This is a genomic window from Streptomyces sp. GDS52, assembly GCF_052246875.1.
Taxonomy (GTDB): Bacteria; Actinomycetota; Actinomycetes; order Streptomycetales; family Streptomycetaceae; genus Streptomyces; species Streptomyces cathayae.
Genome location: NZ_JBQQCR010000002.1, coordinates 77,453 through 94,799 on the forward strand (window position 1 = coordinate 77,453; position 17,347 = coordinate 94,799).

16 protein-coding genes and 1 pseudogene are annotated in these 17,347 nt (G+C 69.3%); 6 read left to right on the top strand and 11 right to left on the bottom strand.

Going from position 1 to position 17,347, the window contains the following annotated elements; all coding sequences use genetic code 11:
- Window positions 1-2: 2 nt before the first annotated feature.
- Window positions 3-857, bottom strand: a complete 855-nt coding sequence (locus ACTWJ9_RS31015) for a DUF6083 domain-containing protein (RefSeq protein ID WP_443296000.1) — start codon at window positions 855-857, stop codon at window positions 3-5.
- 172 nt (window positions 858-1,029) lie between these two features.
- Window positions 1,030-1,293: a helix-turn-helix transcriptional regulator gene (locus ACTWJ9_RS31020; RefSeq protein ID WP_443296001.1), complete on the bottom strand. Its 264-nt coding sequence runs from the start codon at window positions 1,291-1,293 to the stop codon at window positions 1,030-1,032.
- A 173-nt stretch (window positions 1,294-1,466) separates the two neighbouring features.
- Between ACTWJ9_RS31020 and ACTWJ9_RS31025 the strand changes: the two genes are divergently transcribed.
- Together ACTWJ9_RS31025 and ACTWJ9_RS31030 are read left to right on the top strand one after the other, a co-directional pair.
- Window positions 1,467-2,492 (top strand): hypothetical protein, encoded by a 1,026-nt coding sequence (locus ACTWJ9_RS31025; RefSeq protein ID WP_443296002.1) that lies wholly within the window; start codon window positions 1,467-1,469, stop codon window positions 2,490-2,492.
- 276 nt (window positions 2,493-2,768) lie between these two features.
- Window positions 2,769-3,326 carry a hypothetical protein gene (locus ACTWJ9_RS31030; RefSeq protein WP_443296003.1) on the top strand — a complete coding sequence of 186 codons (558 nt, stop codon included), beginning with the start codon at window positions 2,769-2,771 and terminating at the stop codon, window positions 3,324-3,326.
- Between the two features lie 386 nt (window positions 3,327-3,712).
- On the opposite strand, the gene ACTWJ9_RS31035 is transcribed toward ACTWJ9_RS31030, so the two are convergent.
- Window positions 3,713-3,886, bottom strand: a complete 174-nt coding sequence (locus ACTWJ9_RS31035; RefSeq protein ID WP_443296004.1) for a hypothetical protein — start codon at window positions 3,884-3,886, stop codon at window positions 3,713-3,715.
- A 271-nt stretch (window positions 3,887-4,157) separates the two neighbouring features.
- Between ACTWJ9_RS31035 and ACTWJ9_RS31040 the strand changes: the two are divergent.
- Both ACTWJ9_RS31040 and ACTWJ9_RS31045 read left to right on the top strand, forming a co-directional pair.
- Window positions 4,158-4,813, top strand: a pseudogene (locus tag ACTWJ9_RS31040) (transposase family protein); the annotation flags it as partial.
- Between the two features lie 255 nt (window positions 4,814-5,068).
- Complete coding sequence (locus ACTWJ9_RS31045; RefSeq protein WP_443296005.1) at window positions 5,069-5,584, top strand: hypothetical protein; 516 nt, start codon at window positions 5,069-5,071, stop codon at window positions 5,582-5,584.
- 353 nt (window positions 5,585-5,937) lie between these two features.
- Here ACTWJ9_RS31045 and ACTWJ9_RS31050 read toward each other — a convergent pair whose 3' ends face one another.
- Window positions 5,938-6,402, bottom strand: coding sequence for an ATP-binding protein (locus ACTWJ9_RS31050; RefSeq protein ID WP_443296006.1), 465 nt, complete (start codon window positions 6,400-6,402; stop codon window positions 5,938-5,940).
- A 291-nt stretch (window positions 6,403-6,693) separates the two neighbouring features.
- Between ACTWJ9_RS31050 and ACTWJ9_RS31055 the strand changes: the two genes are divergently transcribed.
- The gene (locus tag ACTWJ9_RS31055) at window positions 6,694-6,930 is read left to right on the top strand and encodes a DUF397 domain-containing protein (protein WP_148014822.1); all 237 of its coding nucleotides are present in this window, start codon (window positions 6,694-6,696) and stop codon (window positions 6,928-6,930) included.
- Window positions 6,931-7,020: 90 nt separating this feature from the next.
- A complete protein-coding gene (locus ACTWJ9_RS31060) occupies window positions 7,021-7,926 on the top strand; it encodes a helix-turn-helix domain-containing protein (RefSeq protein WP_443296007.1) in 906 nt (301 codons plus the stop codon).
- A 41-nt stretch (window positions 7,927-7,967) separates the two neighbouring features.
- On the opposite strand, the gene ACTWJ9_RS31065 is transcribed toward ACTWJ9_RS31060, so the two are convergent.
- The 7 genes from ACTWJ9_RS31065 to ACTWJ9_RS31095 form a co-directional block, all read right to left on the bottom strand.
- Complete coding sequence (locus ACTWJ9_RS31065; RefSeq protein WP_443296008.1) at window positions 7,968-8,783, bottom strand: SAM-dependent methyltransferase; 816 nt, start codon at window positions 8,781-8,783, stop codon at window positions 7,968-7,970.
- A gap of 165 nt (window positions 8,784-8,948) precedes the next feature.
- Window positions 8,949-9,356, bottom strand: a complete 408-nt coding sequence (locus ACTWJ9_RS31070) for a hypothetical protein (protein ID WP_443296009.1) — start codon at window positions 9,354-9,356, stop codon at window positions 8,949-8,951.
- A gap of 164 nt (window positions 9,357-9,520) precedes the next feature.
- On the bottom strand, window positions 9,521-10,486 hold the full coding sequence (locus tag ACTWJ9_RS31075; RefSeq protein WP_443296010.1) for a helix-turn-helix domain-containing protein: 966 nt from the start codon (window positions 10,484-10,486) through the stop codon (window positions 9,521-9,523).
- A gap of 1,599 nt (window positions 10,487-12,085) precedes the next feature.
- Window positions 12,086-13,099, bottom strand: coding sequence for an NAD(P)H-dependent glycerol-3-phosphate dehydrogenase (locus ACTWJ9_RS31080; protein ID WP_443296011.1), 1,014 nt, complete (start codon window positions 13,097-13,099; stop codon window positions 12,086-12,088).
- 649 nt (window positions 13,100-13,748) lie between these two features.
- Window positions 13,749-14,471 (bottom strand): helix-turn-helix domain containing protein, encoded by a 723-nt coding sequence (locus tag ACTWJ9_RS31085; protein ID WP_443296012.1) that lies wholly within the window; start codon window positions 14,469-14,471, stop codon window positions 13,749-13,751.
- Window positions 14,471-16,573 carry a hypothetical protein gene (locus tag ACTWJ9_RS31090; protein ID WP_443296013.1) on the bottom strand — a complete coding sequence of 701 codons (2,103 nt, stop codon included), beginning with the start codon at window positions 16,571-16,573 and terminating at the stop codon, window positions 14,471-14,473. The genes ACTWJ9_RS31085 and ACTWJ9_RS31090 overlap by 1 nt, the downstream gene beginning before the upstream one ends.
- Window positions 16,574-16,600: 27 nt before the next feature.
- Window positions 16,601-17,197 (bottom strand): helix-turn-helix domain-containing protein, encoded by a 597-nt coding sequence (locus ACTWJ9_RS31095; protein WP_443296014.1) that lies wholly within the window; start codon window positions 17,195-17,197, stop codon window positions 16,601-16,603.
- Window positions 17,198-17,347: the final 150 nt, after the last annotated feature.

Sequence of the window (17,347 nt, forward strand, 5' to 3'; positions counted from 1 at the left end):
CTTCACCGCCGGTGAGGCTGGGGCGGCGCGGGATGCGGCAGCCGGGTGTGGAGGTGGGCGGCATGCAGGAGCGGGTCGAGGGGCTGCCAGTCGGCCAGGGCCAGGTCGGCAGCGGCGGGGGCGGCGGTGTGGGTGGTGCAGCGTTGGGCGCGCCAGCGCAGTTGCTCGGCGTAGGGCAGGTGGTTGAGGTCGTAGACGGCCATGCTTCCGCCCGGTAGTGCGAGTTGGCCGCGGTGGGGCTGGACGGGCAGCAGCGTCCAGCGCCCTGCGGGGTGAGCCGGGTCGAGGATCGGCTGGGTACAGCGGTGGCGCCGACGGGTCTGGGCGAGGCAGCGGATGTCTTCGACGGGGCGTTCGCCGAGGTAATGCGTCAGAAGGATCCGCACGACGGGTCGGACCGGCCGGCTCCGGTCGGTGTTCGGGAGCGTGGTGGCGGGCGCGGGGGTGAAGGTGCCGGTGTCGATCAGGCGGCGGGAGCGCACGGCGAGCCGGCGGCGCAGCGCCACGAGGCGGGGACCGGTGGCGCGGGGGTGTGTGGTGGGCCGGGGGCAGAGGGCGGCGTGCGGGATGCGGCACCAGCCGCTGCCGTCGTCATGGGGGTGGGCGATGCCGCCGCTGAGGTGCCAGCGGCAGGCTTCGGGGACGTCGATGGTGGCGACTTCCGCCGGGTGCAGGGCGATGGGCCGGTGGTCGGTGCGCTGGTGCCAGTCGATGCGGTTGCCGCAGCTGCGGCAGCGTCCGGTCTGTCCGGCGCGCAGCAGGCGGCTGGGGCTGTGGGCGGCGACCTGCAGGGAGCGGCGGGGCCGGTGGCTGGGGCTGCCGTCCCAGTGACGGCCGGGGGTGGTGTGGGGGCGCATGGCGGGCAAAGTGCCAGGCGGCACGCGGTCATGGGCGATGCTGCGGCGGGGATGTCCCCCGGCCGGCCCAGCGCGCCCGAACAGGTCAGCCGGTATCCGATCGGACGTTCGGCCTCTGCTCGTCGATTCGGGTGATTTCCTGTGCTCCCCAGTTCATGGGGAGCGGGCGGTGTCAGGGGGTGTGGGTGCCGGGCGGGGTGTGGTCGGAGCACAGGGTGCCCAGCAGGTGGTCGATCGGCACGTCGAAGGCGTGGGCGAGGGCGTGCCAGGTGGCGACATTGCCGGCGGCGCGGCCGTGTTCGAGGTCGATGAGGGTGCGTCGGGCCAGGCCGCTGCGGCTGGCGAGTTCGTCGAAGCTCCAGCCGCGTTCGACCCGTAGGCGCGCCAGCTGGAGGCGCAGTGCGGTGGTGTCGGGGTCGGGCGGCAAGATCGTCACCCCACCATCCGATGGTGCCGATATCCGCCCTGTCAGTGCAGATTTCTGCACTATTTTCTGGAGGGTGGGTGGCGCGCGGTACGAGGACCCGCACTACCGTGCGTCCGTCTCCGGCCTCCTGGTGCCGGGGCACCGGCCATCGCAGTACGGACAGTGGGGAGGACGACCAGCCGATGAGGCTTGCCGGCGCGCATACCGCGGTGCGGCGCATCTGGACAGTGGAGCTGCGCCCGCGAGCGGGCGGCCTGACGCTCGCCTGCCTCTCCTGCACTCCTCCCGCCGCTCCCCTGGAGGCCGCCTCCGCACGATCCGCCGTCCTGACGCATCTGGCCCGCCATGCCCGCACCGACGCATTGCCGACGTACCTGCGCAGCTGCCAGTGCCGGACGCAGGGCTGCTGGTGGCATCCGCGGCACCGCGGGTGTGCCGGGCCGGTACTGCTCGCCCTCACCCGCGACCGCAGCGGCCGCACCTGGCGACTGGCCGACACCTGCGCGGCCTGCGCGGCGGCAACCAGCCACACCGCCGCCGTGCCCGACACACTGCTCGGCTCCCCCGGGTCGCACCCCTCCCCCGGCCGGCCGCCTTCCGCGCACCACGGGTTCCGTCCAGGGCTCAAGGAACAGGTGCGCGTGCGGGAGACGCTCACCTACCTCGCCGCCGCACTGCCCCGGTTCACCTCCCCCGCCGCCCGGCTCCTGGCCCTGCAGTGCGCCCTGCGCACCGACACCCACGCCCGGGTCCGGCTTCCGGTAGGCCTGCTGCGCGGCATGCGCCTGCACGGGCATCGCGAACTGTGGCAGGAACTGGCCCACGTCGGCTGGCTGGAACTGCCGGACTTCAAATCGGCCCCCGTACAACTGCGGCTGCTCGATGCCGCGGTGCTGGACCAGGCCCCCGGGCGCCGCGCCCGCCGCCGCGCCGCCCACTGGGCACTGCACCCCGTGCCCCTGTCCCTGCCGGCCGCGCCGCCTGCGCTGCGGCTGACCGCCCTGGTGCTGGCCGCGCACGCCTCCGCCCAGGCCGAACACCGCGTCGAGATGGACATCCTGGCCCGGCTGTGCGGGCATTCCCCGCAGCAGACCGGAGAACTCCTCGACCGGCTGATGGCATCACGGACCCTGGCCGGCTGGCAGCATGACCGGGAAACCGACGAGATCTCCTGGCAGTTACCGGCACTGCCCCGGACAGGTCACTGACACCGGCCGGCAGACAGCTGTCCCCCTTGAAGAGCCAGGGGCAGACCTCTCTCGACAGCAACGTCCGGTTCCCCTCACCGTTGCCGGGTCTACGCTGGCGCAGGCCGCAGCCCCTGCGGTCCCGCACACGGTCCAGTGCGCGGACAGCCCGCTTTCCGACCACGCGCGCAGACACCGACACCTCCCGGCGATGTGGCCGGCGAGCCGACGAAAGGCCCCGTCATGCCAGAAACCCAGCCCCCCGCCACCGAACTGGCGTCGCAATACCGTGCCCAGGTGACCGGCGACCTCGAGCGCAACGTCCAGGAGCAGGAGCGCATCGGGGAGGAAATCACCGCTCTTCAGGAGCGGTTGACCGCCCTGCGGCAGGACCACACCGTGCTGGTGACCATGCAGCAGGCACTCGGCATCACCACGGCGCCGGCCAAGCCCGCAGCCGGGCCCGACAGCGCCGCCCTGCCCTCTCCCCGGAAGGCAGCGGCCGCCGAGCCCGACAAGCGCACGGCGAGGAAGCCTGCTGCCAAAAAGGCTGCGGCCAAGGCGTCCGGCACCGCGAAGACGGCCCGGCCCACCCTGGTCGACCTCATCCGCCACCACCTCGCCGAGCAGAGCGAACCGCGCTCCGCTGCCGAGATCTCCGCCGCGCTCGGCCAGGCCCATCCCGAGCGCGGCATCAAGACCAAGGTCGTCCGCGTCACGCTCGAGGGACTCGTGGCCAAGAGCCAGGCCCAGCGCACCAAGCAGGGCGCCTCGGTCTTCTACACCGCCCCCGCCGCACCGGAGCCCACGACTGCCGCCCGGGCCGAGAAGCGCCCCGAAGACGCCGACCACTGAAATGTGGAGAGGCACTCCCCGTCACCCGCCTCCCTCTGCCGGCGGCAGGACCGGATCGGGCCGCCCGGCGGGTCACCTGCCGCCACCCGAGCACCGAACTCGGCCTGCGCGCCACACCGCCGACTGAACCGCCTGGCCTGCGCGGCACCAACGGCGAGTTCAGCCCGCGCATCACCCGCGCCGTCCCACTCGGCCCCGAGCGAGGCCTCCCACACCACGGGCCGAACGCGCCGCTCGGTGCGGCGGAGCGACAGCGGGCCCGCAATCAAGATCAATAAGTAGGCGCCTCATGGGGACCGGCTGACGCGGGCGAGGGCGGCCACGAAGGGGGCTCGGGGTGTTGGCGCTGCCCCGAGCCCCCCGTCAGCGGGTCACGGGGTCCGGGGTCAGCGCTGGCTCCTGGAAGCCCAGCCGGCACCGATCCCCGCCACATGCAGCGCCAGGGCGGTCAGGCCCAGCAGCATCACATTCGTCGAAGAGAACACATCATTGGTGCCGATGTCCGCCGCATTGATAAAAAACGCGAAGAAGAACAGCACCGCAGCCACTATGCCCAGCATGAGCAGGCTCCTCTCGAACGGGTGAAGCCCGTATGCCCCGACCTCGCCCCCACAAGCCGGGGCACAGACACTGGGCCGTTCCCAGCCTGCCTCTGAAGTTCGGCAGTTGGGCTGACAACGTGGTGAAGCCTCTGGTAGGTGGGTTTTCGACCAAGAGAACCGTCTCCGCCAGAGGCTTCACGTGCTTGCCTGCCCTTCCCCAAGCCCTCGGCTTCTTCCCGGCTACCGCTGGGAGGTACCCCCAGAGCAGGGGAGACCCCATCGCGTCGACGTGTCCAGTTCTGCCCTCCGCTTCCTCACGCAGCAGGTGCGGCGGCACCGCCATGCGATCGGCTCCCGCCGGCGGCTGAGCGCCGGCCGTCAGGCCCTTCTCACGCTCGCCCACCTGCGGGTAGGCCACACGTATGCCCAGCTCGCGGCCGGATTCGGCGTCGGCACCACCACCGCCTACCGGTATGTCACCGAGGCCGTCGACCTCCTGGCCACCCTCGCGCCCGCCCTGGCCGACGCCGTCCGCACCGCGTCGGCGAAGGCGTATCTGCTCCTGGACGGCACGCTGCTGCCGATCGACTGGGGGCACCTCCCGGCCGAAGGCTGGGGGACATCGCTGCGGACCGGCCGTACTGCTCCGGCAAACACATGAAGCACGGGATGAACGTGCAGGTCCTCGCGGATCCCTTCGGCCGGCTGCTGTGGGCCTCGCCGGCCCTGCCCGGCGCCGTCCACGACGCCCGCACACACGGCATCGTCGGTGCCCTCGCCGAGGCCGGCCTCCGGCGCTGGGCCGGCAAGAGTTATCGGGGTGTCGGCGGCACGGTTCGCATCCCGTGCTGGGGACGGTGGGAGGCCCTCTCCGCGGGCCAGCAGGCGGTGAACCGGTCTCACGTGAAGATCCGGGCCCTCGTCGAGCAGGCCGTCCTCACCCTTCATCTGACCAGCTCAGAGTGAAGGGGGAAAAGGCTCGATCACTGAACTTGCACGTCAGGACTTTTTTGGCTACCGCAGCTCCACGAAAACCCCAGCTCAGGGACGCACCGCACCACAGTCGCGAGCCCTGAAACGATCACTAGACTCCCAGGTCAGCCCTTCGCTCACCTAGTGATCGTTAACGGATTTGTCGGATTCGGGTCCAGATGCCCGCGCCTTTCGGAAAAGGGAAAACGCATGTGGAGTGCTCAGGACGTGGCACGGGATCAGGTCCGGCGCCAGGCGAATGGCCTGGACGTCGCCGCCGTTGCGGAAAAGGTCGCGGAGGCCGCTGTCCGTGAGCGGGAGACCGCGGAGCGGTTGAGGGGGAACGGTTCCTTCTACGCGTTCGAGATGGACCGGGAGCGGTTGGCTGTCATCTGGCTGGCCCAGCATGCTGAGTGGCGGCGCGTCAGGGACTTGATGACTGCAGCCGGCTGGAGCGTGTACGAGCCGGAACGGGACGCTCAGGGTTCGGTGTGGGTACGCGAGCGTGAGGAACGACTTGCCGGTGCTCTTGCGCCACAGGCCGCCTTTGGGGAACGGCAGGGGGAGAAAGCGGATGAACTGCGAGCGGAGGTCCGGCTGTCCGCCGCGTCCAGTCGGCTGATCCAGACGGTGGCCGGCCGGACGGGGCTGCGTCCCTCTCAGGTGCTGGCCCAGCTTGCCGAGCGGATCGTGGTGGGCGAGGACGGCACGGTGTCCGTGCCGCCCTTCACGCCGTCCTGGTGATTTCCGAAGCGAGCGGAGAGCGCGGCATCAAGACCAAGGTCGTCCGTGTCGCGCTCGAATGACTCGTGGCCAAGGGCCAAGCCCAGCGCGCCAAGCGGGGCGCCTCGGTCTTCTGCACCCCCCACCTCACCGGAGCCCACGGCTGCCGCCCAGGCCGAGACGCGCCCCGAAGACGCCGGCCGCTGAAATGTGGGGGGACATTCCCCGTCACTCGCCTCCATCTGCCGGCGGTAGGGCACATCTGAAGGTAGATCCTCATCGGAAAGAAAATGTCGGGGCCAAAATGCTGCCGTGCTGATGGCGCTCAGCAACGCCGCAACTGCGATCACCACCGTTGCTCACAGAGGCACCAGTCAAAGGTCCGGCGCTGCCAGAACACGCGCCCAGACCATCTTTCCGGAGCGCTGCGGCGGCGAGCAGCCCCAGGATGAGCTGATGGCTTCGACGATATGCAGTCCTCGCCCCGATTCACTGAGGCGTTCTGGCTGTTGAGGTTCGGGAGCGCAAGGGCTCGGATCCGCCACGGCGCATATGACGGCCTGCTGTCTGCGGACAAGTCCCAGCCAGGCGGTGGCGGCGCTTCCGTTGCGGTCTTCTGGTTCAAGGGCATGCCTGGCAGCGTTGGCAATCAGTTCGCCGACCACGATGACCGCGTCGTCGATGCAGGAGGAAAGCCCCCATTCCTCCAGGACATTTCGGGCGAACATCCGTGCAGAGCGCAGGCCGGCCGAGTCTGCACTGAAGCGGTGGGCACTGAACTCGGCTGCGCTGATACCCAGCAGAAGCCCCCAGTCGCCCTCGCCGGAGATGGCGGGCATAGCTCCTGCTGAGGCTGCTGGTTCGACCGGATTCGATGCATCATCAACATTCTTGGCGTGACACGCTGTAGTCGTCGCATGTGTCGGCACTACTCATCTCCCCGCAGCCGCCCAGATCGGCGGCCATAAGAATGCCTGGTCCCGGCCAGTATCGTCGCTCCGCACCCGTGGATGCAATTGCTTCCGAAATTGCATCCACACGATGAAGGAGGAGGGCATGTACCCACAGTGACTTACCAACGATCCGCCAGTAAGAAGGGTATTCGCACGCATCAGCGAAATGAGGCGGCAATGCAGCAGACCTTCAATGGGGTTTCCGCGAACACGCTCCAGGACGTCACCTGGGTCAAGAGCCGGCGCAGTGCGATCGAGGGCAACTGCGTGGAGCTCGCCGTTCTGCCGGGCGGCAGTGTGGCTGTCCGTAACTCGCGGGAGCCTGATGGCCCCGCTCTGATCTACACCCGTGCCGAGATGGCGGCCTTCCTGGAGGGGGCACGGAGCGGCGAGTTCGACGCACTTGTGGGTTGACCTCCGAGGGAACATACCTAACTTGGGGAACGTGCGGGCTCCTTGGTGGGAAACTGGTCTTCGCTTTCGTGGTCCCTTGCAGGAGCCCTCATGTTCGCTGCCGAGCAGAATCGGCTGCCCAGGCTGGAGCGATACCTCTCCTCTCCCCGGCACAACCCGACGGCGCTTCGCCTGATTCTGGCCTCGCAGCTGCGCCGGATGCGGCTGACCGCGTCGCTGAGCCCCATAGCGGCCAGTGACGCGTTGCACTGCTCTGATTCCAAGATCAGCCGTCTGGAGCGTGGCCAGGTCCAACTGAAGGAGCGGGACGTCGCGGACCTTCTGCGTCTCTACGGCGCCGGCGCGCAGGAAACGGAGGAGTTCCTTGCGCTGGTACGGCGATCCAACGAGGCCGGCTGGTGGCACTGTTTCGAGGACGTGCTGCCCAAATGGTTCGACAAGTTCATCGGTCTGCAGGAGGCGGCGTCCGTCATCCGCAGTTACGAAGTGCTGCTGGTGCCGGGGCTGCTTCAGACGCCGGAGTATGCACGAGCCGTCGGTGAGGGGAGCGACCTGGTGTACGACAAGGAGATGGCGAGCCGGCGGGCCGAGCTGCGGCTGGCGCGGCAGGAGCTGCTGGACTATCCAGATCCCCCGAAGCTGTGGGTGGTACTGGAGGAGGCCGTGCTGCACCGGCAAGTTGCCCCACGTGAGGTGATGGCGCATCAGATGCGTCACCTGGCGGTGATGGCGCAGCGCCCGAGCATTCGGGTGCAGGTGATTCCGTTTGACGCGGTGGCGTGTGTCAGCTCCGGCTTCCCGATCACTCATCTGCGTTTCGACCCGCCGGAGCTGCCGGAGATCGTCTACCTGGAGCATGTGGACGATGCCGTCTATTTGAGCAAGCCGGAGGAGGCGGAGCAGTACCGTTCCATCCTGGACAGACTGCTGAACGCAGCGGAGTGCCCCGAGTCCTCGGCACTGCGGATCCAGGCTGCCGCTGAACGGTATGCCTGAGAGATGAGGCGCAGACGGGGCAGGCGGCTGGTGTTTTTCTGTCAGGGGACACGGCCGACGCCTCCGTACTCGATCCACTCCCGGGTGCGCTTGCTGGAGGGCGGGAGGGCGGGCGTCCGCCAGGTGGAGACGTCCACCAGTCCAGGGTCGAGGAGGTCCAGCCCCGTGAAGAAGCCGTCAACGTCCTGAGGGCGACGTACTGCCCCCCAGTGGCCACCTGTGCTTTCGTGCATGAAGCCGGTGATGACCTCGCGGGTTGCCGCGTTCTCGCTGACGAGTTGGCTGATCACCAGGAAACTGCCGGCCGGCAGGTCGGCGGCAGCACGCTGAATGAGGGCGGCGGGATCGTCGCGGTCCGGAATGCAGTGCATGACAGAGACGCACAGCACGGCCACGGGCTCGCTGAGGTCGAGCAGGCGGGTCAATCGAGGATGGCCGAGGAGGGTCTCGGGGACGCGGAGATCCGCTTGGATGACGGCTGTTTGGTCGTTGTCCTCCAGCAGAACCCGGCCGTAGGCCAGGACCATGGGGTCGTTGTCGGCGTAGATGACTGTCGCCTGGGGAGCGTGCCGCTGGACGATCTCGTGCACGTTGTCCTGGGTGGGCAGTCCGGCCCCGATGTCGACGAACTGGCGGACACCGTGATCTAACACCAGTGCGCGGATGGTTCTTTGGAGGAAGCGGCGGTTATTGACGGTCAGTGTCTGAGTGCTGGGTGCATGTTCGAGGAGCCCCCTGCAGGCCCGGCGGTCAGCTGCGTAGTTGTCTTTTCCGCCGAGGTAGTAGTTGCACATACGGGCCACGTTGGGCCGTGTCACGTCGATGGTGCGGGAGAGCCGGGTCCTGTGCTCGTCCATCCGTCCCCTCACCGCCGTGTTAACACGGCACGCGGACTAAGTGGTGTCCATCGTAGGGAGCGGCTGATGCCGTGGGCCATTGTCCGGCGGGGACAAGACTTGGAACGCTAGGGTGAGAGTTTTCCCTTTCCGCGTTGCGGCACCATACGCGGCGCATCAGCCGGCTCAGACGATGGTGTCCGCAGGGATCGGAGAATACTCGAGATGCCGGGACATGGTGCGGTGGGCCATGCGCAGTTGGCTGGTCACGACGGGTTCCTCCACTCCTAAGAGGTCGGCGGCTTGCTCGTCGCTGAGGGACAGGCGATGGCGCAGGACGACGACGTCAGCCTGCATCTGGGGAAGGATGCGGTACACGACGTTGCAGAGGCTGGCCGCCGCCTGGCCGCGAATGGCCTGCGCAATGACTGAACCGAGGATGTCCCACGCTTCTGCCGCGGGGCAGCGGCTGGCCAGAAGGCCGGCCCAGTTGATGGCCACACTCCCCAGCGCCGCCTCGACCAGTTCGCGGCTGAGACCCGGATCGGCCACGCGGACACGGGTGTAGCGCAGATAGCGGTCCTGGTAGTGCATGCAGAAGGCGACGTAGTCCGCGGGCAGGGCAACCTGGAGGCCGCAGGGCCCGGAAGGCGGCGCGATGGCACACCGGGGCTGCACCAGGGGTGCGGGCGTATGCCGCGGGGACGGCCGGTGGGCCATCACGGTGCTCCTGAATCGTGGGCGGGTTCGTCGTCTCATCACTGCTCGCCGTGGTCCTGGTCCTGGTCCTGGTCCTGGTGCATCGTGCGGCCCCCTCTGTCCGTGCCAAGGGGGGACGGTAGGGGGGCGTCGCCGTCGACCGGGTCGAGGAAGACGAGGAACGCGTAGTGGACGGACTCCCACAGCGGGCGGATGTCGGTGGGCGTGCCGCCGACGGCCTGGACGAAGGATGCGGTGGTCCGCCAGTCCGGGACGGTGCGGCCCGCGAGGATCTCCTTGATGATCCGCACGCTGAGCGTGCCGCCGCTGGCCTTGTGAATGCGCGTGGGCGAGGGCGAAGCAGCGGCCAAGTACAGCCCGCGCAGCGCGGCATTGAGGCGGGCGGCCGCGTCGGGCAGCGGCTGGCGGGCCGGCGGGGTCATGCCGTGCGCGTTCTCCCAGAGGACGGCGAGTTCGTCCGGGTCACCGTCGAAGAGGGCAGCGAGCATCTCCACGACGGGCCAGTTCGGCAGGCGTTCACCGGACATGATCCGGGACACATACGACGGTGACAGGTCTGTCGATTCAGCGACCTGTCTGTTGGTCAGACCGCTGCTGCGGTGCAGGTGTGACAGCGCTGCGGCCAGTTTGCTGGCGGAGCGCTCGCCCGGCTGGACGCCGCTCTGCCCGGCTGCTCGGGGCGGGGCAGGCGGAGTCGCCGGATCACGCTGTCGCAGCGCCACCTGCTCGGTGGCGCGCCTTTCGAGCCTGCGTCGTACGGTTTTCTCCGCCCAACGAGACCGCGCTGTCGCAGCACTGACGGAGGCAGCCGCCGCGACCGTATCCCAACTGGTTCCCTTTCTGCGCGCGTCTTGGACCGCGGCGCATATGTAGTAATCCACTTCCCGCGTCAGGTCCCCGGCCTGGCGCAGCAGCGTCTCGAGATCCTGCTCGCCGTACTCGGAAGCCAGCAGGCTCTGCGCCAGAGCCTGCACAGATTCGGCGATATTGCGGGCCAGCGGCAAGGGGGTCGCTGTGGGCGGGGCGGTGTTGGGGTTGCGTTCGCGCTGAGCTCGGCGGCGACACGCAGGAGTGCAGTACTCCTGCCTTCGTCCAGGTTTGCCGGTCCGCTCGAAACGCTGCCTGCAGTAGCGGCACTTGCCGTACTGAGGGCCGCTGTTCGGCATTGCTTCCTCCAGGGAGGCACGAGGGGTGTTTCTCTCCGGGCCACCGCAGATCTTCGTCACTCCCTGGTGAAGAGGAGGAGCGGTCTCCGGATCTGCTGTGGACAGCGCTTCGCGCCGTGGCGGCCGGCGGCCGGGCTGTGCGAGCGCCGGCCGCCGGCCGTCACGAAGTCCTCAGCTGACCTGAACTCGCAGGTAGCGGAGGTGAGAGCGGCGTGCGGCAGCACAGACCAAGGCAAGGACCACGGCGCCTTCGGGGGTCTGCCGTACCCCGGTGATGAGGATGAGAGGCAGAACGAGCAGCGCAAGAAACGCGCTGAACTGCAGCGTGCCAGCCCAGGCACTCACGAGGCGGGTTTGGGCAGTCAGACTGTGCGGAATGTTAGCTTCGTAACCCGATTCCGGCTTCTGAATCCAGCCTGGATCGGGAAGGAGACGGATCACTGAGAGACCTCTGTTTCTTGCTGGTCGGTCAACGCATATGAGAGGCCCCGGAGTTGGTTGGTAGCCCGCCCGGGGTCTTCTCGTGTTCATGGACGCTAGCGGCTCGGCGCGCTCCTCCGCCATTCGGTTCGGTTCATTAAGCAAACCTTGCGTCTCCGGAAAGACGAATGCAATGGCCATCGCACACGGCATGCTTCGAATGCAATTGCAGCGCCCTCATCACTGCTGCGGAAATGATCGCAACTGATCGCGCACTTTCCGAGATCCGCCACATCCAGCTCTCATCCAGCTACTTGGCGTCGAGTTCAGGACACCGGGGCTCAATCGTGTGCGCTGCTACGCGTGTTCCACTCCGCAGGCAACGCGCGTTGCGCGGGGCGGCGGATCGGGTATGCTCCCGCGCCCCTCCCCCGCTACCGGCGCACAACCTCCGCTGCCATGCACATGCAAATGCGCCCACCCGCCGGCCCAGAGGCCGCCCAGGCACGGGCCGTGACCGCGGCAGCCGGACTCCATCAAGCCGGATACGCCCCTGGGGGGCAGAGGGGCTTGCCGGGGAATGCTCACATCCCTTGGGCCCGCAGGGACGGCCCTCGGCTGCCGAAAACCTGCATGGCGCCTTCTGGCGTGTGATTCGCCCTGCGCCTCAGCCTGACGTTTAACGTCGGTACGCTTGGTGTCCCTTGATCAACTCTGCGTGTTCGACCGTTCTGCCGACGTCGTGACGCTTGACCCGGTGCTTGTTCTTCGAGCCGGGAAGACGACCAGGGTCGGCCCAGTGTTCCTATCTCGGACACCCGCCGCAAGGTACGGCGTCGGCATGGGCCGTTTGCCGACGTTGATTCCCTACGCGGGCTGTCGACACTGCCGACCTGGGGTTTCACCGTGGCCGGTTCGAGTGTCGGCAGGTCCTCGTTTGCCCACACTTCGAGGGAGTGCGCACGTACTCCAGGGTGAAAGTGGTGGTTGGCCCAGCGGGGTGGGGCGCCGCGAGAGTCAGCGCTCGGTCTTGGGGGGTCGCTGCATCAGCGCGGCGGCGGCCTCGTTGAGGGTGACCTTGTCGTTGAGCAGGGCGGAGATCACTTCCGTGATCGGCATCTCGACGCCGTGGGCGCGGGCCAGGTCGAGGACCGCTTCGGCGGACTTGATGCCCTCGGTGGTCTGCCGGGTGGTTGCCGTCGCCTCCTCGACGCTCAAGCCGTGACCGAGGTGGACGCCGAAGGTGCGGTTGCGGGCGAGCGGGGAGGTGCAGCTTGCCACCAGGTCGCCCAGGCCGGACAGACCGGCGAGGGTGGCCGGGTGGGCGCCCATGGCCGTGGCCAGTCGGGTGGTCTCGGCCAGCCCGCGGGTGATGAGCATGGCCGCGGCGTTGTCTCCCAGGCCCATGCCCGAGCCGATGCCGACCGCCAGGGCGATGACGTTCTTCACCGCGCCGCCCAGCTCGCAGCCGATGACGTCGGTGCTGGTGTAGGGCCGGAAGTAGGTGGTGTGGCACGTCTGCTGGAAGCGGCGGGCTGCGTCCTCGTCAGGGCAGGCGACAGTCGCGGCGGCGGGCCGGCCGTCCATGATCTCGGGAGCGAGGTTCGGCCCCGACAGCACCGCGACCCGGTCCGCGCTCACGCCGGTCACCTCGGTGATGACCTGACTCGCCCGCAGCCCGCTGCCCCGCTCGATGCCCTTCATCAACGACACGATCACGGTGTCGGGCCCGATATGCGGAGTCCACGCAGCAAGGCTGGCCCGCAGGGACTGCGCGGGGATGGACAGCACGAGGTAATCCGCGCCCTCCAGCGCGACGACCGGGTCGGTGGTGGCCGTCACGGAAGCGGGCAGCTCGATGTCCGGGAAGTAGCCCGGGTTGCGGTGGTGGGTGTTGATCGCGTCGGCGATCTCGCTGCGGCGGGCGTGCACGACCACGTCGGTGCCGGCGTCGGCCATGATCTTGGCGACGGCGGTTCCCCAGGACCCGGCCGAGAACACCGCCGCACGGGCGGAACGGTGCTGGCTCACTGGGGGCCCTCTCGCTGAACGCGCCCGCCGCCGGGGTGGCGGGCGGGCCCGAGCATCCTATCGGCCGCGCCAGACTCGGCCGGAACTGCGGCAGGGTGCCGCAGGGTCAGCAGGACCGCGCGACGACCCGGCAGCGTGGGCAGCGCCTGGGCCTCGCCCAGCTCGCGCCGCAGCTCGTCTACGTGCTTCACCGGGAGCCCGGCCGCACGGGCTTGCCCCTCCCAGGCCGGTTCGGCCTGGGACTTCTATCTCTGACCCAGGCCGCAAGGTAGGGGGGCCTATCGCTGGCCAGCGCGCTGGCCCATGTCGACGCCGTACCTTGCGGCGGGTGTCCGAGATGGGAGCACTGGGCCGGGTCGCGTCCCGCGTCGTGGTGTAGGGGATCAAGCGTTACGCGTTCCGGTACGAGGCCCCTGACGATCTCCGTAGAGGGGCAGTCCACGAGACGCCCCGCTGAGGTGAGTTGAATCCCCGGGACGGCGGATCCACCATCTCCGACCCGCAGATTCCGGCGCCTTGATCGGCTACACCCCCCAGCGGGGCGCCATTCAGCGGCGCCCGTAAACGCGCGGCGCGCAGACGCGGTAGGCCCGCGTACGGCGGCCACCATTCGGTGCTCCGTCGCAGCTGCGGCACAACGGCGGCAGGCTCAGCGCGGGCGCCAGGTGCGCACTTCCAGGTGGAGGATGTGGGCATCGGGGCGGATGCGTCCGGTCTCCACGAGCCACTGGTGGACGGCGGCGGTGACGTCTCCGCCTGCCGCGTCGACGCGGCGGGCGAAGTCGGCTGCGTCGTGGCCGCCGGTCTGCGCGGAGCCGTAGGAGCGTTCCTCGGTGTGGTCCGCGCGCTGGGTGACGTCGCGGCGGATGCCGGGTGAGTCGGTGCGGCTGCCGGAGGGGTGCAGGTAGCCGGTTTTGGCCAGGCGGACGGTGAAGGCCAGGCGCAGATCCTGGCGGGCGGCTTCGGCGATCAGCGGGCGCAGGCGGGAGGAGCCGGAGGCGATCGCCTGGGCGCCGACGCGGCCGGTGCCGGAGCCGGTGGGGGTGATCAGGACGGCTTTGCTGCGGACGCGGGCTTTCGTGCCGCTGGCCGTGGTGCGGCGGGTGATGTGCCGGCTTGCGAGGGAGGTGAGTTCGGGCAGGTCGGTGATGCCGCCGGTCCGGACGGCGGCCAAGACCTGCTGGAGGGCGGGGACGAAGGCGGCGCCCTTGTTCTTTGTGTAGAACTGGGAGACCAGGGAGGGGTCCCGGTTGATGATGCGGGCGATGTCGCGTTTGGTGTAGCCCGCTGCCTGGAGCTGGTCGGCAAGCTGGGCGGCCTCGTTCAACTGGCGTAGTGGGGTGGGGCGGTTGCGGAGGGGACGTGGCGGCATCAGTTCTGTCCCCCGTTCTGGGCAAGAGCGGTGCGTCCGGCGTCGCGCAGGGCGAGGAGTTCTTCCTCGGTGGTGGGGGCGGCCACGGGGTGGGTGAGGCGGCCCTTGAGGAGGTAGTCGCCGGGCTGGTGGTGGTGCGGCCACTGCTGGGGCTGGGTGAGGTAGAGGGCATCGGTGCGGAAGGCGACGACGCTGCCGGGCGGGGTGTGCAGGGCGCCGACGTAGGTGCCCTCGTCGCGGTGGCGTTGGCTGAGGAGGGCAGCGCGGGCGCCGGACCAGATCGCGGCGGCCCATTCCGGGTGGGCGTGGGGGTCGCGGCTGAACCCGGTGGGTTTCTGCCAGGTGATCAGCTCGTCGTCGAAGCCGATGATTTCGGCATCCGCAGGGACGTCGCGCTCCAGGGTACGGGGGGTGGTGCCGGTGACCATGCGGGGGCGCTGGGCGAAGGCGCCGATGCCGTAAAGCAGGATGGAACGCACCGCGCGGGAGGCGAGGTGGGCGGCCCTCGCCTGCTGCGGGTCGCCCTGGAACTGGGCCTGGGCGGAGAGGTTGCTCCAGGTCTCCTTGAGCTTCTTGGCCCAGTCGTCGAGGGGTTTGCCGTCCTCCCACAGGATGCCGTCGAGGATCTCGATCTTCCACGGCTGGAGGGGGTTGGCCAGGGCGGTGTGGAGTTCGGGGCCACCGGCCCAGGTGATGAAGGTGGCACCGGGTGCGTGCGGGTAGTGCCAGGCACGGTCGCCGGGCGCGGGGGCGGGCAGCAGGCCGACGTGGTTCCAGGTGTCGGGAACGGTGACCCGCACCTGCCAGTGCCCGCACCCGTACAGAGCGTGGATCTGCTCCTTCTCGGACCAGGCGGCGAAGGTGGTGGCAGTGATGCGGCGGGGAATGCCGACCGGGGACTTCCAGGTGTGCTTGGCGTAGGCGAAGGTGCGGTCGTACTCGACCAGCTGAGGCAGCTGCTCAGGCACCCGGGGCGGGGTGAGAAGTTCGTTGCGGCCCTGGCCGGCGGTGGCGTGGAGCAGGCCGCGCAGCTCTTCGGACAGGACGGGGAAGCCGTCGGCGTACTGGCCGCGGGTGGGGATGGTGCGGGTCCACAGGTCGCGGCCGGTCTGGGACGGGGAGCCCATGATGACCGCGTCGTTCCAGTGGCGGCGCAGGGCCTGCCACAGCAGCACGAAGGCGTCCCGGACGATGGCGGGGTCGTCCCCGTCGGTGTCGAACCACTCCCTCACCGAACGGATCTCCACGTGCTGCTCGCCGCTCTCGCGCTGGTAGCGGCCGACGGGGTTGCGGGCGTGGACGAAGTGCCCGGCCATCCGGTCGCGGCCGCGGCCGGTGTCGGTGCGCCAGCCCGGCGTGGGGGCGTTCAGCCAGGCGGCGACCGCGTCGCGCAGGTAGGGGTAGCGGTCGGCGTCGCGGTGCCAGGGGTCACCGGCGGTGATGTAGATCCGTTCCACGCCCTCGGGGAGGGTGTGGAAGACGGCGGTGAGGATGTCGGCGGCCGACCGGCCGGCGAGGTCGAGGTGGTAGGTCTGGCTGCGGTGCACCAGAACGCCGGTGGTGGTGTCGAGGAAGACGGTGGAACGCGCCTGCTGGGTGAAGTTCGGGCGGGTCGAGGCCAGGCCGGACGTGTGGGCGAACCAAGCGTCACCGCTGGCGCCCGTGGGGATGGAGGGCAGGTCTCTCGGTGCCTGAGGGGCTACAGGCGGCTCGGGGGCCACGGCTTCGGCCGGGGGCGGTGGCGGAGCAGGGCGCGCGGCAGCATCGGTCATCGCGGGGGCGGCCGCTCGCTGCCGCGGCGGTGGCGGTGCCGGATCAGCAGTGGCCTGGGGTGTGGACGGCGCGGGAGCAGGCGGCTGCGGGTCGTCGTTCGCAGCAAGGCTGCCGGGGGCCAGTGCTGGGGCAAGGGCGACGACGTCGGCCACGCCCAGTCCGGCCGCCGGGGCGATCCGCTCCGCCTTTGCCTTTTCGTAGGAGGCCAGCTGGATGATCCGCTTGTCCCGGTCCGCTTCCAGCTTCGCCAGCGCGGCCCGGGCCTTTTTGATCTGGTCGCGCACGGTGCGCAGGTCGGCGAGCGCGGTGCTGTAGCTCTGTGCGTCCATGGGGGCTTCCTTGTCCGGGCCTGGCGTTCAGTTGGCAGTGTGGATGGGGACGTAGGCGATCGCGCCGCCGGAGTGGGAAGCGAGCCGGGTGCCCAGGAGCAGTTCGGCGAGCTTTTGGTCGTCGCCCACGCGGGAGGTGATGGTGGTCGTCGGGATGGTGAGATCGGTGACGTAGCCGGCCAGGCGGGCGTCGGGGAAGGCGTGACGGCCTTCGCTGTTCCTCTCCCAGCGTTCCAGCCCGGTCAGGACGGCCACCACGTAGCCCGCAAGCGTGACCGGGAGCACTCCCCCGGCCGCGACGCTGGCCGCGTCGCACCGCCACCAGCCACGCAAGGCCTTCAGGAGATCGTCGGGGCCGAGGGTGGCGGCGAAGCCGATCCAGTCGCGGTCGGGTTCACCGGCCGGCTGTGCGGTGTCGACGCGCAGTACTGCGATCTCTTCGGCATCCAGGCGGTTCAGTGCAGCGTGTGGGCGGGCATCGAGGGCCTGCACGACGGCGAGAGGGGTCATGACGCGTACGCCGCGCTGGGACAGGCCGGGCAGCAGTCCGGAGCGGACCAGACGCCGGAAGGTCGTGATGGCGCACCCCAGTTCCTCTGCCGCTTGGCCGGTTGTCAGCAGCACTGCCCTACTCTTTCATAGCGGACTCTGTTATCTGATTAGGCATGTTAGAGATTGGGTTACCGACCCGTCAAATGCTCATCGCGCGCCTTCCCTTGCCCGACGCCGCTCCACCTGATCTGTCTGTTGAATCCAGCAAGCATGGCCAGCTGC